15 protein-coding genes are annotated in these 24,612 nt (G+C 73.2%); 8 read left to right on the forward strand and 7 right to left on the reverse strand.

What is annotated here, in order from left to right:
• The first annotated feature begins 89 nt into the window (after nt 1-89).
• The 3 genes from ABT106_RS01680 to ABT106_RS01690 all read left to right on the forward strand — a co-directional run bounded on the left by ABT106_RS01680 (nt 90) and on the right by ABT106_RS01690 (nt 12,301).
• Nucleotides 90-5,798, forward strand: coding sequence for a non-ribosomal peptide synthetase/MFS transporter (locus tag ABT106_RS01680; protein ID WP_351270719.1), 5,709 nt, complete (start codon nt 90-92; stop codon nt 5,796-5,798).
• A complete protein-coding gene (locus tag ABT106_RS01685; RefSeq protein WP_351270721.1) occupies nt 5,795-9,070 on the forward strand; it encodes a non-ribosomal peptide synthetase in 3,276 nt (1,091 codons plus the stop codon). Before ABT106_RS01680 ends, ABT106_RS01685 begins: the two co-directional genes overlap by 4 nt.
• A gap of 171 nt (nt 9,071-9,241) precedes the next feature.
• Complete coding sequence (locus tag ABT106_RS01690) at nt 9,242-12,301, forward strand: AMP-binding protein (RefSeq protein WP_351270724.1); 3,060 nt, start codon at nt 9,242-9,244, stop codon at nt 12,299-12,301.
• A gap of 79 nt (nt 12,302-12,380) precedes the next feature.
• Here the strand turns inward: ABT106_RS01690 and ABT106_RS01695 are convergent, their stop codons facing one another.
• The 3 genes from ABT106_RS01695 to ABT106_RS01705 all read right to left on the reverse strand — a co-directional run bounded on the left by ABT106_RS01695 (nt 12,381) and on the right by ABT106_RS01705 (nt 14,817).
• Nucleotides 12,381-12,596 (reverse strand): DUF6243 family protein, encoded by a 216-nt coding sequence (locus ABT106_RS01695; RefSeq protein WP_351270726.1) that lies wholly within the window; start codon nt 12,594-12,596, stop codon nt 12,381-12,383.
• Between the two features lie 269 nt (nt 12,597-12,865).
• Nucleotides 12,866-13,504 (reverse strand): hypothetical protein, encoded by a 639-nt coding sequence (locus tag ABT106_RS01700; protein WP_351270729.1) that lies wholly within the window; start codon nt 13,502-13,504, stop codon nt 12,866-12,868.
• 383 nt (nt 13,505-13,887) lie between these two features.
• On the reverse strand, nt 13,888-14,817 hold the full coding sequence (locus tag ABT106_RS01705; protein WP_351270731.1) for an aldose 1-epimerase family protein: 930 nt from the start codon (nt 14,815-14,817) through the stop codon (nt 13,888-13,890).
• A 240-nt stretch (nt 14,818-15,057) separates the two neighbouring features.
• Between ABT106_RS01705 and ABT106_RS01710 the strand changes: the two genes are divergently transcribed.
• The 4 genes from ABT106_RS01710 to ABT106_RS01725 all read left to right on the forward strand — a co-directional run bounded on the left by ABT106_RS01710 (nt 15,058) and on the right by ABT106_RS01725 (nt 18,794).
• Nucleotides 15,058-15,522, forward strand: coding sequence for a glycoside hydrolase family 15 protein (locus tag ABT106_RS01710; protein ID WP_351270734.1), 465 nt, complete (start codon nt 15,058-15,060; stop codon nt 15,520-15,522).
• 2 nt (nt 15,523-15,524) lie between these two features.
• A complete protein-coding gene (locus tag ABT106_RS01715) occupies nt 15,525-16,478 on the forward strand; it encodes a cyclase family protein (RefSeq protein ID WP_351270737.1) in 954 nt (317 codons plus the stop codon).
• 36 nt (nt 16,479-16,514) lie between these two features.
• Nucleotides 16,515-17,039, forward strand: coding sequence for a gluconokinase (locus tag ABT106_RS01720; protein ID WP_502979151.1), 525 nt, complete (start codon nt 16,515-16,517; stop codon nt 17,037-17,039).
• A gap of 174 nt (nt 17,040-17,213) precedes the next feature.
• Nucleotides 17,214-18,794, forward strand: coding sequence for a GMC oxidoreductase (locus ABT106_RS01725; protein WP_351270740.1), 1,581 nt, complete (start codon nt 17,214-17,216; stop codon nt 18,792-18,794).
• Nucleotides 18,795-18,845: 51 nt separating this feature from the next.
• Here ABT106_RS01725 and ABT106_RS01730 read toward each other — a convergent pair whose 3' ends face one another.
• The 4 genes from ABT106_RS01730 to ABT106_RS01745 all read right to left on the reverse strand — a co-directional run bounded on the left by ABT106_RS01730 (nt 18,846) and on the right by ABT106_RS01745 (nt 23,907).
• A complete protein-coding gene (locus ABT106_RS01730; RefSeq protein WP_351270743.1) occupies nt 18,846-19,886 on the reverse strand; it encodes a cytochrome d ubiquinol oxidase subunit II in 1,041 nt (346 codons plus the stop codon).
• On the reverse strand, nt 19,886-21,355 hold the full coding sequence (locus ABT106_RS01735) for a cytochrome ubiquinol oxidase subunit I (protein ID WP_351270745.1): 1,470 nt from the start codon (nt 21,353-21,355) through the stop codon (nt 19,886-19,888). The genes ABT106_RS01730 and ABT106_RS01735 overlap by 1 nt, the downstream gene beginning before the upstream one ends.
• 160 nt (nt 21,356-21,515) lie before the next feature.
• The gene (locus ABT106_RS01740; protein WP_351270781.1) at nt 21,516-22,337 is read right to left on the reverse strand and encodes an SDR family oxidoreductase; all 822 of its coding nucleotides are present in this window, start codon (nt 22,335-22,337) and stop codon (nt 21,516-21,518) included.
• 322 nt (nt 22,338-22,659) lie between these two features.
• A complete protein-coding gene (locus tag ABT106_RS01745; protein WP_351270784.1) occupies nt 22,660-23,907 on the reverse strand; it encodes an MFS transporter in 1,248 nt (415 codons plus the stop codon).
• A 441-nt stretch (nt 23,908-24,348) separates the two neighbouring features.
• Between ABT106_RS01745 and ABT106_RS01750 the strand changes: the two genes are divergently transcribed.
• On the forward strand, nt 24,349-24,489 hold the full coding sequence (locus tag ABT106_RS01750; RefSeq protein WP_351270748.1) for a hypothetical protein: 141 nt from the start codon (nt 24,349-24,351) through the stop codon (nt 24,487-24,489).
• Nucleotides 24,490-24,612 lie beyond the last annotated feature (123 nt).

Below are 24,612 nucleotides of genomic sequence, written 5' to 3' on the forward strand. Positions count from 1 at the left end.
CGGCCCCCGCCGTGCCCGGCCCCGCCGCGCCCGGCCCCGCCGCGTCCGCACCCTCCGACTCCCCCGCCGAACGCCCGAACAGGAACCCGATGACGGATACCCAGGACCTGCCCACCGACTGGTCCGCAGCCAAGCGCGCCCTGCTCAGCCAGCGGCTGCGCGGCGCCGCGGCCCCCGCCCGGGTGGTGGACCCCCGCCCGGCCGACACCGCACCGCCGCTCTCCAGCGGCCAGGAACGGCTCTGGTTCATGGACCAGCTCGCTCCCGGCTCCACGGCCTACACGCTCGCGCCGGCCCGCCGGCTGCGCGGCCCGTTCGACCGCGCCGCGCTGGACGCCGCGCTGACCGATCTGGTGGCCCGGCACGAGAGCCTGCGGATGACCTTCCGCACCACCGAGGGCGGCACCGCCGAAGTCCGGGTCGCCGAACCCGCGCCGTTCGCCGCCCAGCACCTGGACGCCAGCGCCGACCCGGCCCCGGAGGCGCGCGCCGCCGCCGAACTCGGCGCGCTGATCGCCGAGCCCTTCGACCTCCAGGCCGGCCCGCTGCTGCGCGCCCTGGTGGTCCGGATCGCCGAGGACGATCACGTCCTCGCCCTGGTGATGCACCACATCATCTGCGACGGCTGGTCGATCGACCTCCTCAACCGCGAGCTCGACCTCCGCTACGCGCACCACGCCCACGGCGCACCGGGTGAACTTCCGCCCCTCGCGGTCCAGTTCGGTGACTACGCGGCCTGGCAGCGGGACCGTCTGGAGAACGGGCCGCTCGCCGCCTCGCGTGCGCACTGGCGCGTCGAACTCGACGGCGTCCCGGCCCTGGAGCTGCCCACCGACCGGCCCCGCCCGGCGCTGTTCACCTTCGACGGGGCAGCGACCGAGTTCCACTGGAGCGCCGAACTCTCCCGCCAGGTCGGCGAGACGGCTCGGGCCTACGGCGCCTCCACGTACATGGTGCTGATGGCCGCGTTCCAGGCCCTGCTGAGCCGGCACACCGGCCAGCGCGACTTCGCCGTCGGCTCCGCGGTCGCCGGCCGTCTCCACCGTGAACTCGAAGGCGTGGTCGGCGCGTTCGTCAACATGCTGCCGATCCGCGCCCGGCTCGCCGGCGACCTCGGCTTCGGCCGGCTGATCAGCCGGGTCCGCGAGACCACGCTCGACGCGTACGCGCACCAGGAGGTGCCGTTCGAGCAGATGGTGGGCGATCTCGCGGTGGAACGCGACGTCAGCCGCGCCGCCGTCTTCCAGACCACCTTCGCCTTCCAGAACTACGGCGACCCCGGCTCCACCCCCACCGCGGGCCTGGACACCGAGGGTTTCGGCTACGAAGCCACCACCACCCACGCCGACCTCGCCCTGTACATGCGCGAGGAGCCGGACGGCGGCCTCTACGGCCTGTTCACCTACCGCACCGACCTCTTCGACGCCGGCACCGTCGAGCGCCTCGCCGAGCGGTTCCGGCTGCTGACCGCGGCCGGAGTCGCCGACCCGGCGCTGACGCTGGACGGCCTACCGCTGCTCAGCGCGGCCGAGCGGACGGCCGTACTGGAGACCTGGGCCGCCGGTCCCGCCCTGCCGGACGGCGGACCCGCCACGCTCACCGAGGCACTGGCCCGGGCGGCGGCCAGGACGCCCGGAGCGGCGGCGCTGGTCTTCGAGGACCGCACGCTGACCTACCGCGAGCTCGACCGGCGCGCCAACGCCATGGCCCGGCGCCTGCGGACGCTGGGCGTGGGCGCGGACGACCGGGTGGCCGTCTGCCTGGAGCAGTCCCCCGAGCTGGCGGTCGCCCTGGTCGCCGTCCTCAAGGCCGGTGGCGGCTACCTGCCGCTCGACCCCGAGCAGCCCCCCGCCCGGCTCGCCCACCTGGTCGCCGACGCCGGAGCCAAGGTCCTGATCACCGACACCGTGCTGCGAACGCGGTTCGGCGACCACCCGGCGGCCGACCTGCTGACCGGCGACGGCGACGGCGACGTGACAGAGGGGGACGGGGCGCCGCTGGAGGAGGTCTCCGGCGCCGACCACCTCGCGTACGTGATCTACACCTCGGGCTCCACCGGCACGCCCAAGGGGGTGGCGGTGCAGCACCGCCAGGTCCTCAACTACCTCGCGGGCGCGGGCGCGGGCGAGCGGCTGCGGATCGAGCCCGGGGCGTCCTTCGGACTGCTGCAGTCACTGTCCTTCGACTTCAGCATCACCATGCTCTACCTGGCGCTCACGACCGGCGGCCGGGTCCACCTGCTGCCGCGCCGGATCGCGGGCGTGGAACTGGCCGCCGAGATCGAGCGGGCCGGCATCGACTACCTGAAGATGACACCCTCCCACCTGGCCGCGCTGACCGCCGACGCACCGCTCGAACGGCTGCTGCCGCGCCGTGCGCTGGTCCTCGGCGGCGAGGCCAGCGGCTGGTCCTGGGCGGCGGGCATCGCCGCACTGGGCCGGTGCGCGGTGTTCAACCACTACGGGCCGACCGAGGCGACGGTGGGGATCACCGTCCACGAGGTCACCGCCGACGGCCTGGACGCGCCGGGCAGCACGCCGATCGGCAGTCCGCTGGCCGGCGGGCGCTGCTACGTGCTGGACGAGGCCCGCAACCCCGTTCCGCCGGGCGTGACCGGCGAGTTGTATGTGGGCGGGGACCGGCTGGCCCGGGGCTACCTCGGGCGGCCGGACCTGACCGCCGAGCGGTTCCTGCCCGACCCCTACGCCGCCCCGTACGCCGACCCCTACGCCGACCCCTACGCCGCCCCGTACGCCGACCCGTACGCCGGTCCGGCCGGCGCGGAGCCGCCCGCGGAGCCGTCCGCGGGCAGCCGGTCCGGCATCGTCCGGGACGCCCCGGGGACCGGCGGTCCGCGGATGTACCGCACCGGCGACCTGGCGCGCTGGCGCGCCGACGGGACCCTGGAGTACCTCGGCCGCGGCGACGACCAGATCAAGGTCCGCGGCTACCGGGTCGAGCCGGGTGAGATCGAGGCCGCGCTGACCGCCCTGCCCGGCATCACCCAGGCGGTGGTCCTGGCGCGCGGCGAGGGCGTCAGGCAGAACCTCGTGGCCTACCTGGAACGCCCCGCCGGCGGTGAACCGCCGGCCGCCGCCGAACTGCGCGCCGCGCTGAGCGAGGTGCTGCCGGACTACATGGTCCCGGCCCGCTACGTGGTACTGGAGCGGCTGCCGCTGCTCGCCCACGGCAAGGTCGACCGGAAGGCGCTGCCCGCGCCGGCGGACGGCCCGCCAGCCGGTGCCCACGTCGACCCCGAGGGCCCGACCGAGCAGGTGATCGCCGCCATGTGGGCGGACCTGCTGGACCTCCCCCGGGTCGGCGCCCTGGACGACTTCTTCGAGCTGGGCGGCCACTCCCTGCTCGCCACGCAGGTGGTCGCCCGGATGCGCCGGGCCTTCCCCGGGCTGGCCACCCCGGTCGGCGTGATGGACCTCTTCAAGCACCCGACGGTCCGCCGGCTCGCCGAACTGGTCGCCACCCCCGAGGCCGACCGCGGCCCGCGCCGGCTGCTGCACCTGCTCACCCCGGAGCGCCGCGAGGTGGCCGCCAGTGTGGTCTGCGCCCCCTACGGCGGCGGCAGCGCACTGATCTACAAGCCGCTCGCCGACGCGATGCCGGCGGACTGGGCCCTGCACTCCATCGCCGTCCCCGGCCACGAGCTGGGCGAGGAGGCGATGGACATCGACGAGGTCGCCCGGCTCTGCGCCGAGGAGATCGTCGCCCACGTCGCCGGACCACTGGTGCTCTACGGACACTGCGGGGTCGGTGTCCGGCTGACCGTGGAGATCGCCCGCCGGGTCGAGGCGGCCGGCCGGGAGATCGACGCCGTCCACCTCGGAGGCATCTTCCCGTTCGCCCGCCCGAAGGGCCGCGGCGCCGCGCTGGCCGAGCGCTTCGCCGAGCTGGCCGCCCGCCTGCGCAGCGACCAGGGCATGATCAACGCCCTGGCCGCGGCGGGCCTGGACGTGGACGAGGTGGACGAGGACCAGCTGCGGCTGATCGTCCACAACCGCCGGGTCGGCACCAAGGGCGCCGAGCGCTACTTCGGCGAGCTGTACGAGAGCCAGGGCGGCGTCCTCTCGGCACCGGTGATCGCCGTCTGCGGCGACCGCGATCCGGCGACCGAGTTCTACGAGGAGCGGTTCCGCGAGTGGCACCGGATCACCGGGACCGCCGCCGTGGTGGTCCTGGACGAAGCCGGTCACTTCTACCTCAAGTACCGCGCCCGGGAGCTGGCCGACATCCTGACCGGGGTGCACCGCTCGATCGCCGCCGGCGAGGAGGCGCGCCACGCACACACCGCCGACGCCACCTGGTGGCTGGCCGGCCTGTCCCGTGACGCCGCAGGGACGGAGCCGGACGCCGGGCCCGGGCCGGAACCCGGGCGGCCGCGGGACGCGGAACGGGCCGGGACGCCGGGGAAGTCCCGCAAGGCCCGCCGGCACGCCCCCGTCCGCCCGACGATGGGCCGCTTCCTGGCCATCGCCACCGGCCAGCAGCTCTCGATGATCGGCTCGGCGCTCACCGAGTTCGCCCTGCCGATCTGGGTCTACCTGCAGACCGGCTCGCTGTTCCAGCTGGGCCTGCTCGCCGCCTTCGGCCTGGTGCCCGGCATCGTGGTCGCCCCGCTGGCCGGGGCCATCGTCGACCGCGGTGACCGGCGCCGGGTGATGCTGTGGGGCGATGTGGCGGCCGGCCTGACCCAGGCCGCGCTGCTGGTGCTCTACCTCAGCGGCTCGCTGGAGACCTGGCACTGCTACGTGATGATCTCCCTGCTCTCCGCCGCGCTCGCCTTCCAGCGCGTCGCCTGGGGTTCCGCGGTGCCGCAGCTGGTGCCCAAGCGTTTCCTCGGCCGCGCCAACGGTGTGGTCCAGATGGCTTTCGGCCTCGCCCAGTTCCTCGTCCCGCTGATCGCGGTCGGCATCCTGCACGTGATCGGTCTCGGCGGCATCCTGGTCTTCGACGTCGTCAGCTACCTGATCGCCACCGGTGTCACCCTGGCGGTGCGCTTCCCCGACGCGATGGCCGCCACCCGTCGCGAGAGCGTCGGCGCCGAGATCCGGGCCGGTTTCCAACGGGCACTCGGGAACCGCTACTTCAGGGCCATGCTGTTCTGGTTCGCGGTACTGAACATCTTCCTCTCCCCGCTCTTCCTTCTCGTCACCCCGCTGGTGCTCTCCTTCTCCTCGACCGCCTCCGCCGGCTGGGTTTCCACCGCGGCCGGTCTGGGCGCCGTACTCGGCGGTCTCACCCTGCTGGTCTGGGGAGGACCGCGCCGGATGCGGCTGCGCGGCGTCCTGTTGGCCACTCTCGGCCTCGCCGCCGCGTGCGTCGTCACCGGCCTGCGGCCCTCCGTGACCGTGGTCGCCGTCGGCGCGTTCGGCATGACCTACGGGCTGGCGCTGCTCAATGGCATCTACGCGACGGTCGTCCAGACCAAGGTGCCCATGCGGTTCCACGGCCGGGTGATCGCGGTGAACACCATGGTCGCCTGGTCCACCCTGCCGATCGGTTTCGCCCTGGTCGCCCCGGCCGGCCCCGGGCTGCTCCAGCCCCTGATGGACGAGGGCGGCGCGCTGGCCTCCAGCGTCGGCGCGCTGATCGGCACGGGTGACGGGCGCGGCATCGGCCTGCTCTACCTGGTGTTCGGCCTCGCCATGGCCGCACTGGTCCTGATCAGCCTCTGCATTCCCGTCCTGGCCCGCTTCGACCGGGAAGTCCCGGACGCCGAGTCGGACGACCTGATCGGCCTGGAGACCCTGCAGGCCCGCGCGAAAAGCGAGATGAGCACATGACCGACCCGACCTCGATCGCCCGTCATCCGCTGACCGACGAGCAGCGGCGCCTCTGGTTCCTCCAGCAACTGAACCCGGAGGACTCCGGGTTCAACATGTACCTGAACCGTCGCTGGAGCGGCCCGATCGACCCGGAGGCCCTGGGCACGGCGCTCACCCGGCTCACCGCGCGGCACCGGGTGCTGCGCACCCGGTTCGCCCTGGACGGCGAACAGCCCGTCCAGCTCGTGGAACCCGTACGGGACGTCGAACTCGCCCTGGTCCCGGTCCCGGACGCATCGGAGGAGTCCTTCACCGCGGCCTGCGCCCCCTTCGTCAACGCGCCCTTCGACCTGGGCGCGCGCCCGCCGCTGCGGGCCGTCCTGGTCAGCGCGGGCGAGCACGAGCACGCCCTGAGCGTGGTGGTCCACCACATCGTCTCCGACGGCTGGTCGTTCACCGTGCTGTGGCGGGACCTGCTCGCGCTGTACCGCGAGGAGATCGGCGAAGGCGCGGCGGAACTGCCGGAACTCAAGCTCCAGTTCGGCGACTACGCGCTCGCCGAGCGGGCCAGGCTGGACGGCGGCGCGGCACAGGAGGCGGTCCGGCACTGGAGCGGACGACTGGCCGGTGTCGGCGCCCTGCGGATGCCGCTGGACCACCCCCGGCCGGCCGAGCCCACCCACCCGGCCGGCTTCGCCGACCTCGCCCTGGGCCCCGGCCTCGTCGCCGGACTCGACGCCCTGGCCCGCGCGCAGCGCTGCACCCCGTTCATGGTGCTGCTCGCCGCCTACCAGTGCGTGCTGGCCCGCTGGAGCGGCAGCTACGACTTCGCCGTCGGCACCCCGCTGGCCGGCCGCAACGAGACCGCCCACGAGGCCCTGCTCGGCTACTTCTCCCGCACCGGGGTGATCCGCGCGGACCTCACCGGCGAGCCCGGCTTCCGCACCGTGCTGCGCCGGGTGCGCGCCGCCACGATGGCCGCGCTGAGCCATCAGGACGTCCCGGTCGAGCGGGTGGCCGCCGAACTGGGGCTTCCCGTACTGCCCGGCGTCGGCCCGCTCTACCAGGCGGTGTTCGTCCACCAGAGCCAGTACGATCTGGCCGGCGCCGACGAGGGGACCGCGCTGCCGGCGGGCGTCCGGACGGCGAGCATGGACTCCGGTTTCGACCGGGCCAAGACCGATCTGCTGCTGGACAGTTGGCGTACCCCGGACGGCGGGATGACGCTCTCGTTCTGCTTCGACCGGGAACTCTTCGAGCGCGCGACGGTCGAGGGCCTTGCGCGCCGCATCCGCGATCTGCTCGCGCGGGCCGTCGTGGACGTGGAGGTCCCGCTGCACGGTGACTGGCTGGTGTCCGGCGAGGAGCGTGCCGCGCTGCTCGCCCTCGGCGCCGGACCCGCCGTCGCCGAGGGCGACGCCCGCCCGGTGCTGCGCGGCTTCGCCGACCAGGTCGCCGCCCGTCCCGGCGCGCCCGCCGTCGAATGCGCGGGCGGGATCCGTACGTACGCCGAACTCGACCGTGCGTCGGATGAGCTGGCCGGTCGGCTGGGCCCGGTGGCCGGCCGCGCGGTGGGCGTCCGGATCGAGCCGTCCTTCGAACTGGTCACCGCCCTGCTGGCGATCTGGAAGGCCGGGGCCGGCTACCTGCCGCTCGACCCCGCGCATCCGGCCGAGCGCCAGCGGCTGATGCTCGGCGAGGCGGACGCCGCCCTGCTGCTCACCGGAGGCGAGCGCCCCGACCTGGGGGTCCCGGTGCTGGCCGTCGGCGATCCGGACACCGGGGCGGGACTGGCCGGGGCCGGACTGGCCGGGGCCTCAGGCACCGAGTCCGGGAGTGCGGGGCCCGCGCTGCCCGGGAGCGACCCGCGCGGCCTCGCGTACGTCCTCTACACCTCGGGCTCCACCGGCGCCCCCAAGGGCGTCGCCGTCGAGCACGCCGCTCTGGCCGAGCGCGTCCGGTGGATGGCCGGGCCGGAGGGCTACGGGCTCCGGCCGGGCGACCGGATCGTCCAGTTCGCCTCCATCGGCTTCGACACCCACGCCGAGGAGATCTGGCCCGCCCTCACCGCGGGTGCCTGTGTCGTCCTGCTGCCCGGTGGCGGCCGGATGCTGCCGGACCTGCTGCGCGGCGAGGCCGGGCGGTCCGTCACCGTACTCGACCTGCCCACCGCGTACTGGCAGGAACTGGTGTCGCTCGGAGACCGGACCCCGTGGCCGCCGGCGCTGCGCCTGGTGGTCCTAGGCGGTTCCGAGGCGCGCGCCGGCACCCTCGCCCAGTGGCGTGAGCGGCACGGCGACACCGTCCGGCTGGTCAACACCTACGGCCCGACCGAGGCCACCGTCATCGTCACCGCGGGCGCGCTCACCGGCGCTCCCGTCGGCCGCTCCGGTGGCGGGCCCGCCGCCGGGGAGCGCCCGCCGCTCGGCCGGCCACTGCCGGGAGTGCGGCTCTACCTCTTGGACGAGCGCGGCGGCCTGCTGCCCGCCGGCTCCGAGGGCGAGCTGTTCATCGGCGGCAGCGGCCTCGCGCGGGGCTACCTGGCCCGGCCCGAGCTGACCGCGGACGCCTTCCTCCCGGATCCGTTCACCGACGCTCCGGACGGCCGGATGTACCGCACCGGTGACCGCGCCCGCTGGCGCACCGACGGGCAGCTGGAGTTCCTCGGCCGCGCCGACGACCAGGTGAAGATCCGCGGATACCGGATCGAGCCCGCCGAGATCGAGGCCGCCCTCGGCGCCCACCCCGCCGTCGGCCAGGCGGCCGTGCTGGTCCGCGACGGCCGCCGGCTGATCGCCTACGCGGTCCCGCGACCGGCCGCCGGGCACCGGTCCGCGGCCGCGCCGTCGGCGGGCGAACTGCGCGAGCACCTGGCACTGCGGCTGCCGGCCTTCATGGTGCCGGACACCGTGGTGCTGCTCGACACCCTCCCGCTGACCGCCAACGGCAAGCTCGACGCCGCGGCGCTGCCCGATCCGGAACCGGCGGGCGCGGCAGCCGGGTACCTGGCTCCCCGTACCGATGCCGAGGCCCTGGTGGTCGACCTGTGGCAGGAGGTGCTCGGCGTCCCCACGGTGGGCGTACTGGACGACTTCCTCGCCCTGGGCGGGGACTCGCTCCTGGTCACCAGGGTCGCCGCCCGCATCCGGGCCGGCGTCGGCCTCGACGTGTCGATCCGCGACGTCTTCGAGAGCCCCACCCCGGCAGCCCTGGCGGCCCGGATCGAGGCACTGCTGATCGCGGAGATCGACGCCCTCAGCGAGGAGGAGGCCGCCGGCCGGCTGGACTGACTCGCATCGGGTCCCCGGGGCGGTCCTGTCCGCCGCCGGGGCCCCGATGCTCGGACGCAACGTCAGAAGCCCGCCGGCGCAGCAGAGTTGCACCCGCCCGCCACCACCTCGAATCCTCCCGAACTTCCCGAACCTTCCCGAACCTCAACGGAGTACGCCATCGCCACCATCGTGCCGCCCGCCGCGACGACCGTCCCGGAGCTCCTCGACGCGCGGGCCACCGAACAACCGGACCATGTGGCGCTGCAGGTCGTCGGCGGCGGGGAACTGACCTGCCGGCGTTGGCGCGAGGAGGCGCTGCGCGCCGCCGTCGGGCTGGCCGCCGCCGGGGTCGGACCGCGCGACCGGGTGGTGCTGCGGTTCACAGACGCGCGCTGGGAGCGGTACGCCGTCGCCTTCCTCGCCGTCCAGTACGCGGGCGGGGTGCCCGTCCCCGTCCGCGAGGACCTGTCCGAGACCGACGCCGCCGCCCTGGCCGCCCTGGCCGAAGCCGGCACGGTCCTGCGGGAGGACGGGCTTCCCACCGTCCCGGGGCTGGTGGACCTGCGTCTGGACGCCCTGCTGGCGGCGCACCCCGAGCCGCCGGCCGGCCCGCCGCACCGGGTCGGCCCGGCCGACCCGGCCCAGGTGATCGGGACCTCCGGCACCACCGGCGCGCCCAAGGGCGTGCTCGCCGCGCACGGAAACCTGACCGCCGGCCTGGCCGCCCACCCGCGCCGCCGCGCCTACGCGCACTCGCGGCACGCCCTGCACGCCTTTCCGATCGGGACCAACGCGGGCCAGGTGATGCTGCTGGGCGCGCTGACCGCCGCGCCCACCACGCTCAGTCTGCCGCGCTTCGACGCGGACCAGTTCGGCGTCGCGGTCGAGAAGTTCGCGGTCGGCACCGCCTTCCTGGTGCCCTCGATGGCCATCGAACTGGTCAACGCGGGCACCGCCGGGCGGTACGACCTGAGCAGTCTGCGCCTGGTCAACTCCTCCGCGGCCGCCCTGCCCGTGCCGGTGGCGGCCGCGCTGGCCGCGGCGCTGCCGGGCGCGACGCTGGTCAACACCTACACCTCCACCGAGGCCTCGCCCGCGCAGATCTCCACCGTGGTCGACACCCGGCGCCCCGGTTCGCTGGGCCGCCCGGCGGACCCCCGTGACCTGCGGATCCTCGACGCGGGCGGGCTGCCGCTGCCCGCCGGGCAGATCGGCGAGGTCTGGTTGCGCCAGCCCGGACCGCCCCGCGGCTACCTGGGTGACGCGGGGCAGAGCGCCCAGGTGTTCCGGGACGGCTGGGTGCGGATGGGCGATGTCGGACGCCTGGACCCGGACGGCTACCTGTACCTGGTCGACCGGGAGAGCGACGTCATCAAGAGCGGTGCGCTGAAGGTCTCCACCCTGCGGATCGAGGAGGTGCTGCACGAACACCCCGCGGTCGCGGACGCCGCCGCGCTCGGCCTGCCGCATCCCGTGATGGGCGCCGTCCCGGTGGCGGTCGTGGTGGCCGGGCCCGGGGGTCTGGATCTCGACGAGCTCCGGCTGTTCCTGAGCGCCCGGCTGAGCCGGCCCGAACTGCCGGTCCGGATCCTGCTCGCCGGCGACCTGCCGAGGAACCCGAGCGGCAAGGTGGTCAAACACCGGCTCCGCCCGCTGTTCGACGCACCCGCGGAACCGACCGGTCCGGCGATCGCCCCCGCCACCCCGACGGAACTGCGGCTGGCCGGGCTCTGGAGGCGGCTGCTCGGCCGGCCGGTCACCGATGTGGCCGCCGAGTTCTTCGCGCTCGGCGGCGACTCGTTCCGGGCGGTCCAGCTCGCCACCGGCATCGGCGACGCGTTCGGGGTCCGGGCGCGCACCGCCCTGATCTTCGAGCGGCCGTCGCTGCGCTCCCAGGCGGCCTGGGTGGACCACCCCGACCGCCGGCTGACCACTGCCGACGCGGCGGCGGCCGGGACGCGGACCGTGACGCCGTACCTGGCCGCGCTCCGTGCGCAGCCGCACGCCGTCGCACTCACCTCGCAGCAGGAGAACTTCTTCCGCTGGATGGCCGAGGCCCCCGGTCGGGACGCCGGCGCGGTGACGGCGCTGTTCCGGGTGACCGACCGGCTGGAACCGGAGACCCTGGGCCTGGCGCTCACCGAGGCGGTCCGGCGCCATCCGGCGCTGCGGACCCGGTTCGAGGCGGCGGGCGAGGGGGTCGTGCGGGCGGTCCTGGACGAAGAGCCCCGGGTGCGGATCACGCTGACCCGGGCGCCGGGCGCCACGGACGCGGAGGTGGACGCCCTGCTGCTGGCCGAACGCGACCGTCTCACCGACCTGGCCCGTGACCCGATGGCACGCCTCCTGGTGGTCAGCCGGTCGGACACCGACCACGTGGTGCTGGTCGCGATGCACCACATGGTCTCCGACGGCTGGTCGGTCGGTGTGCTGCTGGCCGACCTCGGGGTGTTCTACTCCGCGCTGCGGCGGGGCCGGCCGGCCCCGCCGGCCCGCTCGGGCCCGGGCTACCCGGAGTTGGTGGAGTGGGCGAACGCGCACTGGCCGGCCTCCCGGGCCCACTTCGGGGCCGCACTGGCCGGGGCGCCGGAGGCCGTCGAGCAGTTCGCCGGCCGCCGGACGGTGGACGAAGTGCTCACCAAGGCCCACGAGTTCGAGGTGTCGGCGCCGTTGGCCGAAGCCCTGCGGACCCGGGCGTCCGAGCTGGGCGCCACACCCTTCCTGGCCGTCACGGCGGCCTGGACCGGACTGCTGGCGAGCCGCAGCGGCCGTCCCGACCTGGTGGTGATGACCCCGGTGCCCGGCCGGCCGCGCCCGGACTCCGAGCGAACGGTGGGCTGCTTCGTCCAGTCGCTGCTGCTCCGGGTGGACGCCGGCGGGGGGCCCGGTTTCGCCGAGCTGGTGGACCGGCTGCGGGCGGTCTACAGCGAGGCGCTGGACCACCAGCTCTACCCGTTCGCCGAGTTCAGTCCGTCCGTACCGTTCGCGGCCTGGCTCCGCTACGAGGCGTGGGCCGCGCCCGCGCAGCTGCCCGGTCTGGCCTGCGAACCCTGGGAGCTGCCGCGCGGCAGCACCGTGCCGTGGCCGCTGCCGGGCGGCGACCGGGGCGTGCCCGAGCTGACCGTGGTCGAGCAGCCGGACGGCGGCCTGCGGTGCTGGCTGCAGTACAACGCGCTGGCCTTCGACCTCCCGGTGATCACCGGGCTGGCCGGGGAGTTCACCGCCGCGCTGAGCGCCGCCTGCGGGTGACCCACGGCAGCGGGGCCCGGACCGCGCGTCGCGGTCCGGGCCCCGGCCCCGTGCGGCGCCGCCCCTCGGCGGCGGAGCGTCAGCTCTGCGCGGTGTCGTCGCCCGCCTGACCGGCGCCCCCGGCCGCGTCCGCCTTCTCGCGCATCTTGCGCACCAGCTCCGCCTTCTGGTCGGCGGCACCCTGGCGGTCGAAGTTGCGGTGCGGCCCGTTGTTCTGCCGTTCGGCGCGGGACTGCCGCTTGCGCTGGCCGCCGCCCTGGCCCACGGGGTTGTTGATGTTCTTGCTCACGGTCACGGGTTCTCCCGGTCATGGTACGAAGTGATCTACGGATTCATCGGTGAGGGACGGGCGGCGACGTCGAAGGACGTCAGCAGGGGCCCATCACGCTCTCACTCGTAAATCGGCGCCTGGAAGAACATGACAAAGACGTTACCCGCTTCCGTGGGCGCCGCGCACCAACCTGCTCGCCGCCCCGGCGCCGGCCGGCCCCGCGGCGAGCTCCCGGGATCAGCCGTTTCCTGCCGGGAAGGTCCGAAGCGGTGGAACGCGACGGCGTGGATCCGTCAGGCGAGGACGTTGACGGCCCGGGCGATGACGAGTCCGAGGATCGCCAGGGAGACGATGGACTGGAGGGTCATGACGCCCTTGGCCCAGGGGGCGAGCGGCATGACGTCGGTGGGACTCAACGCGGTGGAATTGGTGAATCCGAGGTAGAGGTAGTCGATGTACCGGGGGCGCCAGTGCGAGGCGTTCAGTTCGGGGGTGAGCTGCTGGGGAAAGGCGAGGGCGGGAGTGGGGGGCATGCGGTGGGCCCGGGCGGCCGGCCCGCCGCTGTCGAGCTCGAAGTACAGCAGGGAGAACGCCAGGACGGTGGAGGCCCAGACGCTGCCGCCGGCCAGCAGGAGGGCACTGGCGGAGTTGGTCTCGCTCCCGCCGTGGATGAGATCGTCGATCAACTGGACGGTCGACCAGATGGCGCCGCACGCCAGCACGGTGACCAAGGCGATCGACACCGCGCGCAAGGCGGATGAGCGGCGGCCGATCCGAACGGGGTCGCCCGAGATCAGCACCACCAGGAGCAGCCCTTCGGCGACGGGCAGCGCCCATCGGGGCCCCAGGCGCAAGTCGTCGGGCAGGAGCAGGGTCAGCACCGCGGAAGCGATGACCGCCACGGCCATCGGCCAGCGGGTCTCGCCGGGCACCGCGGGTCGCGGCTCCGGCTCGTGCGGATCGCTCGCACGGTCCCTCTCTGAGGGGGTGTGTCCGGTCACGGCCGCCTGCTGTCCGGGCTCGGGGGCGGGTCAGATCGCGCGGTCCGGCGCGGACACCCGATGCCGGGGGGCGACGGCACGGCGGGAGGCGACGGTCGCCCGGGATGTCGCGCTCATCTGCGGCTCCTCGAAGGTGAAGGCGTATGGCGGGGGCCGCCTCGACGACCGTTCCCCGCTCGCTCGGACTCAAGGCGTGGATCGTGAAGCCACCGTAGACCGGGTGCGCACGACGGCGTGAGCGACACGCTCCGCGTTCGATGCGTCGCGAGGCGTCAGGACCGGGTGCGTCTCCCGGTTCGGACTCGTCGTCACCGTCAGCCCATCCGGTCCCCCCACGGCGTGATCCCCCACCGGACGGTGTGGTGCGCGCCGGGCGCCAGGGCGACGAGCCCCGTGCCGCTGCGGAAGGCGTCCGGTGGACAGGTCATGGGCTCGACGGCGATCGCACGGCGCCGCTCCCCCGGCGGCAGGGTGTCACCGGTGTAGAGCTGCACGTAGTCGGCGCCCGGCCCGAGCCAGACGTCCGTACCGACGTCACCCGACGGGTGCGCCAGCCGGACCACGGCCCGCCCGTCCGTGTCCCGGTCGAGGTCCCCGAAGGGTGTGTCCAGTCGCAGCGCCCCGACCGCGCGCGGTGCCCGCAGGTCGTACGGCGTCCCGGCGACCGGCTCGTCTGCCACGGGCAGACCGCGCTCGTCGGTGATCATCCGCGTCCGTGCGGGAACGGTGAGCACCGCCTCGTCGACGGTCGCGGTGCCCGCCGTGACGTAGGGATGCTGGCCGAAGCCGTAGGGTGCGGCGGTCGTGCCGAGGTTGCGCGCCGTGACGGCGACCGCGAGACCACCGTCGCCGAGGGTGTACTCGACACCGACCTGGAGGTGGAACGGGTAGCCCGGCTGCGGCCGGAGCCGCACCTCCAGTACGGCCCGGCTGTCGCCTGCCTCCGCCACCCGCCAGGAGAGCCGGCGGACGAGCCCGTGGATCGCGTTGCCGGCCGCCGGCTCGGTGAGCGGCAGTTGCAGTTCCCGTCCGCCCCAGCGATAGCGGCCGTCCCGGATCCTGTTGGGCCACGGCACCAGGATCTGGCCGCGGCCCCCGGTGATCCGGCCGTGGGCGGCGAATCCGTCGATCACGGCGCGTTCACCGACGGTGTACGACCGGAGCGTGGCACCCAGCTCGACGACGACGACCTCGTGCGAGCCGTGTCGGAGCGTCAGCCGGCGTCCGGTACCGCTCTCCCGCACGCGGGGCCTCCTTGGTCCGCCCGGAAGACGTTCCGGGACGCGGGCGTGCTCGTGGTCGTGGCCGGGGGCAGCGGCCGGGGTGGCGCTTCCGTCCGGAGCATGCGGCTGCGCGCCGGGCCGGTCAAGCGCGACACGGTGTCGCGCGCGGGGCCTCCCGGCCGGTCGCCACGGCGTGGCGAGGACGACCCGGGTGCGAGATGGTGGATCAGCAGGAGCATCTGCCGAGCCTCCGGAGTGATCATGGACCGCTGCCCACCCATCGCGGAACACGGGCTGGTGGGGGTCCCGCAGACCGCCGCCCCGGTCGACCATGACGGCGGTGGATACGTCCAGCCGGCTCCCGGGCACCCGGACGCGACCTGCAGACAGCTCTCCTCCACCGACACGGCCATCCTGGTGACCCGCTTCAGGTCGCCGGACGGCGTGGGCGAAGTGATCGACGTCATGACGCCGGACCAGACCCGCACCGCCACCGACCGGCACACCCTGGTCCGCGCGGTGCCCTGCGTACGGGGAACCGTCGACTTCACGCTCGAGATCATGCGGCGCGGCTGGAGCGAGAAGGAGCACTCGTTCGTCCAGCACTCCGCGGGCGACGACGTCCTGGAGCAACTGGGCAACTTTCCGCAGGCGTTCACCCACCTGTCCCTCATCATGGCCGCCAGCACCCTCGACGGGGCGCTCGACGAGGACCGGGGACGCTGACCATGCCCACGCCGGCCTCTCCGGCGCGACCGCCGCGGCTGAACGCGGCCGAGTTCGCCGCGCTCTACGCACGCGTCCGCCGCGTGGCCGGCACCGGCCACGGCGCCCCGCGGCGCGGCGCCCTCGAGGACATCACGCGGCGCCGCGTACTGGCGGCGGCGGCCGAAGTGCGGTCCGGCCGGACGGTGACGATGGCGGCGCGGGTGGAGACGGAGCGGGGGCCCGACGATCCCGAACCGTGCGAGCACGTCATGACCGGCGCCGTACGGGGCGGGATCGAGTCCACCGGGATCCAGTTCGCCACGGACCGCTTCACGATGAACGTGCACGGGGACGCCGACAGCCATCTCGACGCGCTGTGTCACGTCATCTACGACGGCACGCTGTACGGCGGTGTGGACGCGAACAGCGTCACGGCGAGCGGCGCCACGGCCCTGTCCGTCGAGGTGGCCCGCGACGGAATCGTCGGCCGCGGCGTGCTGCTGGACATTCCGCGGCTGCGCGGGGTGCGGTGGCTCGAACCGGGTGATGACGTGACCGTGGACGACCTCACCGCGGCGGAGCGCGCCCAGCACGTCCGGGTGAACGAGGGGGACCTCCTCTTCGTCCGGGTCGGCCACCGCCGGCGCCGCGCCGAACTGGGCCCGTGGGACGCGGCGGACCTGCGCGCCGGCCTTCATCCCTCCGCGGCGGAGTTTCTGCGGGACCGGCGGGTCGCGGTGCTCGGCGGCGACGGGAACAACGACACGGCGCCGAGTTCCACCGAGGGCGTCGACTTCCCCGTGCACGTACTGGCGATCCACGCCATGGGTCTCCACCTCCTGGACTACCTGCAGTTCGAGGACCTCGTGGAGGTCTGCGAGGCGGAGGAGCGCTGGTCGTTCCTGTGCGTCATCGCTCCGCTGAGGCTGCCGCGGGCCACCGGCTCACCGGTCAATCCGATCGCCGTGTTCTGAGGCCGGTTCGAGCCGGCCGGACCAGGGAGGAACGTCGTGGGAGCAGGATCCTGGGCGCCGCCCGTCGTGGTCGTCATGGGTGTCTCGGGAGCGGGGAAGTCCACCGTCGGACGGCTGCTCGCCGACCGCCTGGCGGTTCCCTTCGCGGAAGCGGACGACTTCCACCCGGCCGCGAACCGCGCCAAGATGGCCGCCGGCCGGCCTCTCGACGACGAGGACCGCCGGCCGTGGCTGCTGTCCCTCGCCGACTGGATCCGGGAGGCGGCGGCCTCCGGCCGGGGCGGGGTGATGGCCTGCTCCGCACTCAAGCGCGAGTACCGGGACCTGTTCCGCCGAGCGGGCGCGAGCGTCGTGTTCCTGCACCTCTCGCTCGACCGGGCCCGCGCAGCACAGCGGGTCGGCGGACGCCGGGACCATTTCATGCCCGTACCGCTGATGGGCTCCCAGTACGACGCCCTCGAACCGCTGCAGCCCGACGAACCCGGGGTGACCCTGGACGCGACGGCCGGTGCGCCGGACCTCGCCGACGAGGCGGCGCACGCGGTGCGGGCGATCGGGTGACGCGAGGACCGGTGCCCGGCGCCCCCTCCGGTCGCCGCCTGCGGGATTGCCGGATAGCGTCGAAGGGGCGCCCGGTCTTCCGTGTACGCGGGTGTGACACCGACACGCGTACCCGGGCCCTTCGGGCGGGCGCCACGGCGGGGGCGAGCGACAACCCCTGGAACGGAGCCCCGCATGGCCGGCGATCAGCACTACGACGTCATCGTCATCGGTACCGGAGCGGGCGGCGGCACGCTCGCCCACCGGCTGGCCCCCACCGGGAAGCGGATCCTGATCCTGGAGCGCGGCGGCTACCTGCCCCGGGAACGGGACAACTGGGACTCCACGGCCGTGTTCGTCAAGGGCAAGTACCGCGCCCCCGAGTTCTGGTACGACAAGCACGGCGACGCGTTTCCCCCCGAGGTCAACTACTACGTCGGGGGCAACACCAAGTTCTACGGCGCCGCGCTCTTCCGCCTCCGCCCCGAGGACTTCGGCGAGTTGCGCCACCACGACGGCCTCTCACCGGCCTGGCCGATCCGCTACGAGGACCTGGAGCCTTACTACACAGAGGCGGAGCAGCTCTATCTCGTCCACGGACGGCACGGCGAGGATCCGACGGAGGGCTGGGCCGGCGGCCCGTACCCCCATCCCCCGGTGGAGCACGAGCCGCGCATCCAGCAGCTCAGCGACGACCTGGAGAAGAAGGGTCTGCACCCCTTCCACCTGCCCATCGGGGTGAACCTGACCCAGGACGCCAACGGCCGCGCCACCCACGACAGCGTGTGCATCCGCTGCGACCGGGTGGACGGGTTCCCCTGTCTGATGGGCGCGAAGTCCGATGCCCAGGTGATCTGCGTCGACCCGGCGCTGACGTACGACAACGTGACGATGGTGACGGGCGCCAACGTCAGGCGCCTGGAGACCGACCCGGCCGGGCGCACCGTCACGAGCGTCGTCGCCGAGCTCGGGGACGGCTCGACGCGGGGGTTCAGCGCCGACATCGTCGTCGTCGCCTGCGGGGCGGTCAACTCCGCCGCGCTGCTGCTGCGTTCGGCGAACGACAGGCACCCCGGCGGCCTGGCCAACAGCTCGGACGTCGTGGGGCGCCACTACATGCGGCACAACAACCTGGCGCTGATGGCGGTGTCGAAGGAACCCAACCCCACCCGGTTCCAGAAGACACTGGCGCTCAACGACTGGTATCTCGGCGCCGACGACTGGGACTTCCCGCTCGGCGGCATCCAGATGCTGGGCAAGTCGGACGCCGATCAGATCCACGGCGAGGCACCGCGCTGGGCCGGCGCGGTCGCCCCGGACATGCCGTTCGAGATGCTCGCGCACCACGCCGTGGACTTCTGGCTCTGCGGGGAGGACCTGCCGCTGTCCGACAGCCGCGTGACCCTCGACAAGAACGGTGACATCCACCTGGCCCTCGACGAGAAGAACAACATCGCCGGTCTCCAGCGCCTCCAGCACAAGCTCAGAGGGATGCTCGGGCACCTGGGCATGCACGAGCACCACCTGCTGCCGCACAGCATCTACCTCCACAAGGGCATGCCCATCGGGGCCACCGCCCACCAGGCCGGCACGGTCCGGTTCGGCTCCGACCCGCGCGGCTCCGCCCTGGACGTCGACTGCAAGGCCCATGACCTCGACAACCTCTACGTCGTGGACACGAGCTTCTTCCCCAGCATCGGCGCGGTGAACCCGTCGCTGACCGCCATCGCCAACGCCCTGCGGGTCGGCGACCGTCTCATCGAACGGATGCGCTGACGGCTCACCGACGGACGCGGCAGGCGCCGCGGCAGAGCCGGGGAACCCCGGCTACGCGTCCTCCCCGGGCGCTCCGGCCGCCTGGGTGTCGGCGTCGGTGAGGGGTTCCAGCCGGCCCAGTGTGTCAAGCCGGTAGAGCAGCACCAGCGGGGGGCCGACCAGGACGATCGCGATGCCCGTGACGATCACCAGCCAGTGCAGGGTGGCGGCGGCGCCCGCGGCGTCGGCCACCGTCAGCGAGGTGGGCAGCAGGTAGGGCCGCTGTGCGAAGCCCCAGGCACCGATGGTGAGGGCCACGCTCGCGGCGGAGGTGTAACGGGTCCAGCCGTAGGAGCGGCGCACCAGAAGGAACACCGTGGCCAGCCCGCAGACGGCGGCCAGGAGAACCAGCAGCAGTCCCGGGCCCCCGGTGAGGCCGTCCCACACGTACCGGGCCCGGTCGTGGGTGACGGGCAGGGCGATGAGCGCGAGGACGACGACCGCGGCGAAGGCGAGCAGCGCCCGGAGGCGGAAGTAGTCGACGAGGTCGTCCGCGCCGAACCGGCGGGCGTCGGAGCACAGGTACACCGCCCCGAGGAACGCGACGGCGGCGACGGCCAGCAGGCCCGTGAGGACCGAGGTCGGGTTGGCCCAGGCATCCGCGGAGGCGGGCGTCCCGACCGCGACCCGTCCGGCGGCGATGCCGCCGAGCACCGCTCCGAGGAAGAAGGGCGTGAGGAGCGAGGAGATCGCGAACGCCGCACCGTAGATCCGCCGTTGGGCCAGTCCGCGGGTCGGCTTGCGCAGGGCGAACCCGGCGCCCCTGAGCACCAGACCGACGGCCGCGAGCGCGAGCGGCAGCCACATCGCCTCGAAGACGGCCTGGAACACCGTCGGGAAGCCGGTCCACATGATGACGAAGATGAAGATCAGCCAGACGTTGTTGACCTCCCAGACCGGCGCCATCGCGTGATCGATCAGCCGGCGGGGCCTCTTGCCGCGCTCCGCGCCGCCGGCCAGGAGGTCCCAGAAGCCCGCGCCGTAGTCGGTGCCTCCACCGCAGGCGTACGCCGCGATGACGACCACCAGCACCCCTGCGATGAATTCCGCCATCAGGACGCACCCCCGTCGTTCCGGCCGGAGCCGCCGGCGGGCACGGCCCCGGGTTCGTCTCTGGGGCCGTAGGGGGTGTCCGCCTCGGGGGCCGGTGCGCCCTGCGCGGCGGCCGCGGTCCCGTCCGCGATGCGCCAGCGGGTGCGCATCTTCAGGACCACGGTGATGAACGCGCCGAACACCAGCGCGTAGACGACGATGACGAGCCCGAGCATCGCCCACAGGGATCCGGCGCGCGCGCCGGTCACCGCCTCCGAGACCCTCATGTGGTTGTACACGATCCAGGGCTGACGGCCCACCTCGGTGGTGATCCAGCCGCACTCCACCGTGAGCAGGCACGCGGCTCCGGCCGCGGCGGCGCAGCGGAAGAACCAGCGGCTGTGGGGGAGGTCGCGGTGCCGCAGCCAGCTCCAGGCGTACCACAGCGCGAGCAGGATCAGCAGGCTGCCGACGGTGACCATGATGTCGAAGGCCCAGTGGGCGATGGTGGCCTGGACGACGGTGGGCCGGTCGGACTCCGGTACGGAGGTCAGGCCGGTCACCCGGGTGCTCGGCTTGAAGTCGGCGAGGATCGAGTCCAGCTGGGGGATCTTGATTCCGCCGGAGATCGTCCCGTCGCTGTGCAGCCGTCCGAACAGGTACTCCGGGACGTGCGTGTCGGTCTCCCAGACGAGTTCCGTGGCGGCGAACTTGATCGGCTGCTTCTGGTAGACGGCGCGGGCGGCGGAGTCGCCGATCACGAACTGGACGGGCGTGAGGACCGCGGCCACGGTGAACGGCAGCGTGAAGCCGAGCCGGTGGTACCGGTCGCGCCGTCCGCGCAGCCAGCCCATGGCGTACACCCCGGCGACCACGTACCCGGCGGTCATGAACATCGCGACCACGAAGTGCCAGTACTCCGGGCCGAACATCGGCGTGAAGATCGCCTGTCGTACATCGACGTCGACGGGCTTGCCCTGACTGTCGAGGCCGAACCCCTGCGGGGTGTTCATCCAGGCGTTGGCCGCGATGATTCCGAACGCCCCCATCAGGGCCGCCAGCGGCAACGGCGCCCCCAGCCAGAAGTGGGTCCACGGCTTCAGACGGCGCCATCCGTAGAGGTAGACGGCGATCAGCACGGCTTCCAGGAAGAACGCCCACGCCTCGATGCCGAACCCGAGTCCGAAGACGTCACCCCAGCGCCCCATCATGCCGGGCCACAGCAGACCGAGTTCGAAGGACAGCACCGTGCCGGTGACGACGCCGATGGCGAACTGGACGGCCATCACCGCGGACCATCGCCGGGCCAGTTTGAGCGCGACGGGGTCGTTGCGGCGCAGCCCCCGGTAGTGCATCAACAGCGTGATGAACGGCAGCGCCACTCCGAAGGGGACCAGCAGGATGTGCGAGCCGAGGGTGAAGGCCATCAGTTCACGGGCCGGCAGGAGCTGGGGCGGCGCTTCCGCCAGGTGGATCATTGTGCTGAACATGTGTGCCTCATTGGTCTTGCCCGCGGACGGCGGGGGCTGAGAGGGCCGTGACGCGGACGCAGGGGCACCGTGGATCCGTCCTCACCCGCGGGGCGCGTGTCCGGCCCGCGGCGTGCGCTCACCCCCGCGTCCCCCGGCGGCCCGGGTCCCGTAGGGGCGGTCAGCCTCCGGTGGCGAAGCCGGGGAAGAGCGTCATCCCGCCGTCGACGTAGAGCGTGGTGCCGACGACGTAGTCGAGGAGGTCAGAGGCCATGGCGACGACGGCGTTGGCGATGTCGTCCGGGTCGCCCACGCGGCGGTACGGGATCAGCCGCAGGAGGTCGGCCTCGGCCTCGGGGGTGGACCAGGCGTCGCGGTTGATCGGTGTGCGGATCGCGCCGGGTGCGACCGCGTTGACCCTGATCCGCTGGGGGGCCAGCTCCTGGGCGAGCGTCTGCATCAGCATGCTCACACCACCCTTGGAGGAGGCGTAGTTGGCATGTCCCGCCCAGGGAATGATCTGGTGGACCGAGCTCATGCAGATGATCTTCCCGGCCGACCGGGACACCTCTTCCACCACGCCGCGCCGCACGAACTCCTTGGCGGCCTCCCGGGCACAGAGGAACTGGCCGGTCAGGTTGACGTCGATGACCTTCTGCCACTGGGCGAGCGTCATCTCCGTCAGCGCCGCGTCCCGTTGCAGGCCGGCGTTCGCCACCATGATGTCGATGGTGCCGAACTCCTCCACCATCCGGGCCACCATGGCGACCACCTGGTCCTCGTCGGACACATCCGCCTGGTGAGCGTAGGCGCGGACGCCGAAGTCCCTGATCCGCGCCGCGACCTTCTCCGCCTCGTCCGCGCCGACGACGTAGTTGACCACGACGTCCGCTCCGGCCCGCCCCAGGGCGACGGCGGTCGCCAGGCCGATGCCCGAGTTGCCACCCGTCACCAGCGCCTTCTGGCCTCTGAGCAACTGCACGGACCCGGCCGCGCTGCTCATGTCACCTCTGGTGGCCACGATCTCTCCTCAGGCACGTCGAACGGAGCGCCCACCCGCAGCAGGAAGGCCCGACCGGCGACGCACGGAGAAGGGCCGGCCCTCAGTCGTGTCCGCGGCGGGCGCACAGGAGCGGCCACCGGCCCGGTCACAGACGAAATCACCCCGCGCCGCGACGAAACGCGGCGGCGCGCCACACGGCCCCCTTTCGGCCGGGGCAGGTCCCACGGTCGGGCTACCCGCGGGCGGCTGCCGGCGTACCGCTCCCCCCTGCCGTTCGATCACCCCTGCCAGGGCCGCGCGCCGGGTGGGGCGTGACGGCAGGTCACGCGTGGCTGCGGACCAGCTCTCGCTCGTCCTGCGGCGTGTGCTCGCGTCGGGGCAGCAGGAAGGGGGTGAACAGGATGAGGAAGCCGGCGACGGCGATCGCTGTGCGGGGGCCGGTGAGCCCGGCCAGCAGCCCCCACACCCCGGTCATGGCCGCGACGGTCGCCTTGCTCGTGACCGACCAGGCCGACAGGGTGCGGGCGACCCGGTCCGTCGGCGTCTGGTCGAGCCGGTAGGTGGCGTAGACGGGATTGAACACGCCCATGCAGGTGATCATCCCCAGCTCGACGGCCATGACGAGGGCCAGTCCGGCCGCGCCGGGCCGGATGAACGCCAGCCCGATCGGCCAGCACACGCGCAGGGTGCCTGCGGTGAGCATGACCTTGTGGCGCCCGAACCGCGCGACCAGTCGGCGGGCCAGCCGCGAGCCGACGATGCCGCCGACACAGGGCAGGCCGAAGGCGAGGCCGTACTGCCAGGGGGCGAAGCCGAGGTCGCCGAGCATCAGGACCGCGAGCAACGGGGTGGTCGCCATGATCAGGCCGTTGACCAGGACCGTGTTGAAGAACAGGGGACGCAGGGCCGGATGGGCCAGGATGTAGCGCCATCCTTCGAGCAGATCGCCGGGGCGTAGCCGCCGCGCCGTACCGGTACGCACGGGGCGCGGCTCACTGTCTCCGATCGCACGGATTCCCGCGGCCGAGAGGAGATAGCTGACGGCGTTGGCGACGACGGTCATCGCCGGTCCGAAGAGCCCGATCGCGGCCGTGCCGACCGGCGGCCCGAGCACGGTGGCCGTCCAGGTCGTGGACTCGAAGCGCCCGTTGGCGACGAGCAGGTCCTCCGGCCGTACGAGGATCTTCAGATAGGCGCCGCTGGCAGCCCTGAAGGTGATGTCGGCCGCACCGACGACGACGGACACCACCAGCAGCTGGACGAAACTGAGCAGGCCGAGCGCGTAGGCAGCGGGGATACTCATCAATGCCACGAACCGGATCAGGTCCATCGCGATCATGACCGGCTTCTTGCGGCGGAACTCCACCCACGGCCCGAGCGGCACCGCGACCACCGCCCCGACCGCGAGCCCCGTGGCCGCCAGCGCCGACACCTCGGCCGGCCCGGCGTCCAGCACGAGGATCGCCACCAGCGAGAACGCGTCGAACGCGAGCCACGTGCCAAACGTGCTGACCGCGTACGACGCCCACAGCCACCCGAACTGTCGGCCCAACGGCCCCTTGCCCACCATGCTCAGCGCGTTCCTTTCCATGCCTACTCGAACGTGGGAGAGCTAAGCGAGCGGCACGATGCCTGGTCAAACAACCGGAGCTCCGTCCTGTCACAACGTTTCGTTGTGGATCAGCCTGCCGGCGCTCTGCCACTCTCGAACACGTGTTCCCTTCGCTCTTTGGCCACAGGTACCAAAGTGCAATGGAGTACGGAATCCGAATGAGGAAAACTGGAATGTGCGTCTCTAGGGTGGGCCACCCCATGCGGTTACACCGGCGCAGCCGGTTCCGCTCCGCCCGCCGGCCATATGTGCCGCCCCTCACACGTGGGCCCGGACGCCGCCAGGGCCCGCTGGGCTGCATGCGGAAGCAATCCCACAGAGACCCCACGGCACCCATGCCTTCCGGGCCGCAACCGCGGTCCGGACAGCCGGTAACCAGACAACAGGGAGAGTGTGGAAATGATCGAATCAACAGATGCGTTTGACGAGCCGATCGCCTACATCGCGCCGCTTCTGGAGGCAATGGGCGACTTCGACGAGCAGACCCAGGGAAATGGGGCCCCTTACGTCGAGGGATTCTTCTCCTATCTCGGCGCCTGACCGCATAGACGCACCTGGGTAAGAACGGTCGGTGGGCGGCCGAGAGGTGCCGGCGACTCCCTGCCCCACGCACGAGGTCAGTGCACAGTTCAGAGATGAGGCGCACCTCTCGGCCGCCATCGT

Origin of the sequence: Streptomyces sp. NPDC002044 (assembly GCF_040296725.1) — a bacterium.
In the GTDB taxonomy this organism is placed as follows: domain Bacteria; phylum Actinomycetota; class Actinomycetes; order Streptomycetales; family Streptomycetaceae; genus Streptomyces; species Streptomyces antarcticus.

Excerpts from the sequence above, each read along its gene's own strand:
- ABT106_RS01685 (WP_351270721.1), top strand. The coding sequence starts at position 5,795 with ATGACCGACCCGACCTCGATCGCCCGTCATCCGCTGACCGACGAGCAG.
- ABT106_RS01735 (WP_351270745.1), bottom strand. The coding sequence starts at position 21,355 with ATGTTCAGCACAATGATCCACCTGGCGGAAGCGCCGCCCCAGCTCCTG.
- ABT106_RS01680 (WP_351270719.1), top strand. The coding sequence starts at position 90 with ATGACGGATACCCAGGACCTGCCCACCGACTGGTCCGCAGCCAAGCGC.
- ABT106_RS01730 (WP_351270743.1), bottom strand. The coding sequence starts at position 19,886 with ATGGCGGAATTCATCGCAGGGGTGCTGGTGGTCGTCATCGCGGCGTAC.
- ABT106_RS01740 (WP_351270781.1), bottom strand. The coding sequence starts at position 22,337 with ATGAGCAGCGCGGCCGGGTCCGTGCAGTTGCTCAGAGGCCAGAAGGCG.
- ABT106_RS01750 (WP_351270748.1), top strand. The coding sequence starts at position 24,349 with ATGATCGAATCAACAGATGCGTTTGACGAGCCGATCGCCTACATCGCG.
- ABT106_RS01715 (WP_351270737.1), top strand. The coding sequence starts at position 15,525 with ATGCCCACGCCGGCCTCTCCGGCGCGACCGCCGCGGCTGAACGCGGCC.
- ABT106_RS01745 (WP_351270784.1), bottom strand. The coding sequence starts at position 23,907 with ATGGTGGGCAAGGGGCCGTTGGGCCGACAGTTCGGGTGGCTGTGGGCG.
- ABT106_RS01725 (WP_351270740.1), top strand. The coding sequence starts at position 17,214 with ATGGCCGGCGATCAGCACTACGACGTCATCGTCATCGGTACCGGAGCG.
- ABT106_RS01710 (WP_351270734.1), top strand. The coding sequence starts at position 15,058 with ATGGACCGCTGCCCACCCATCGCGGAACACGGGCTGGTGGGGGTCCCG.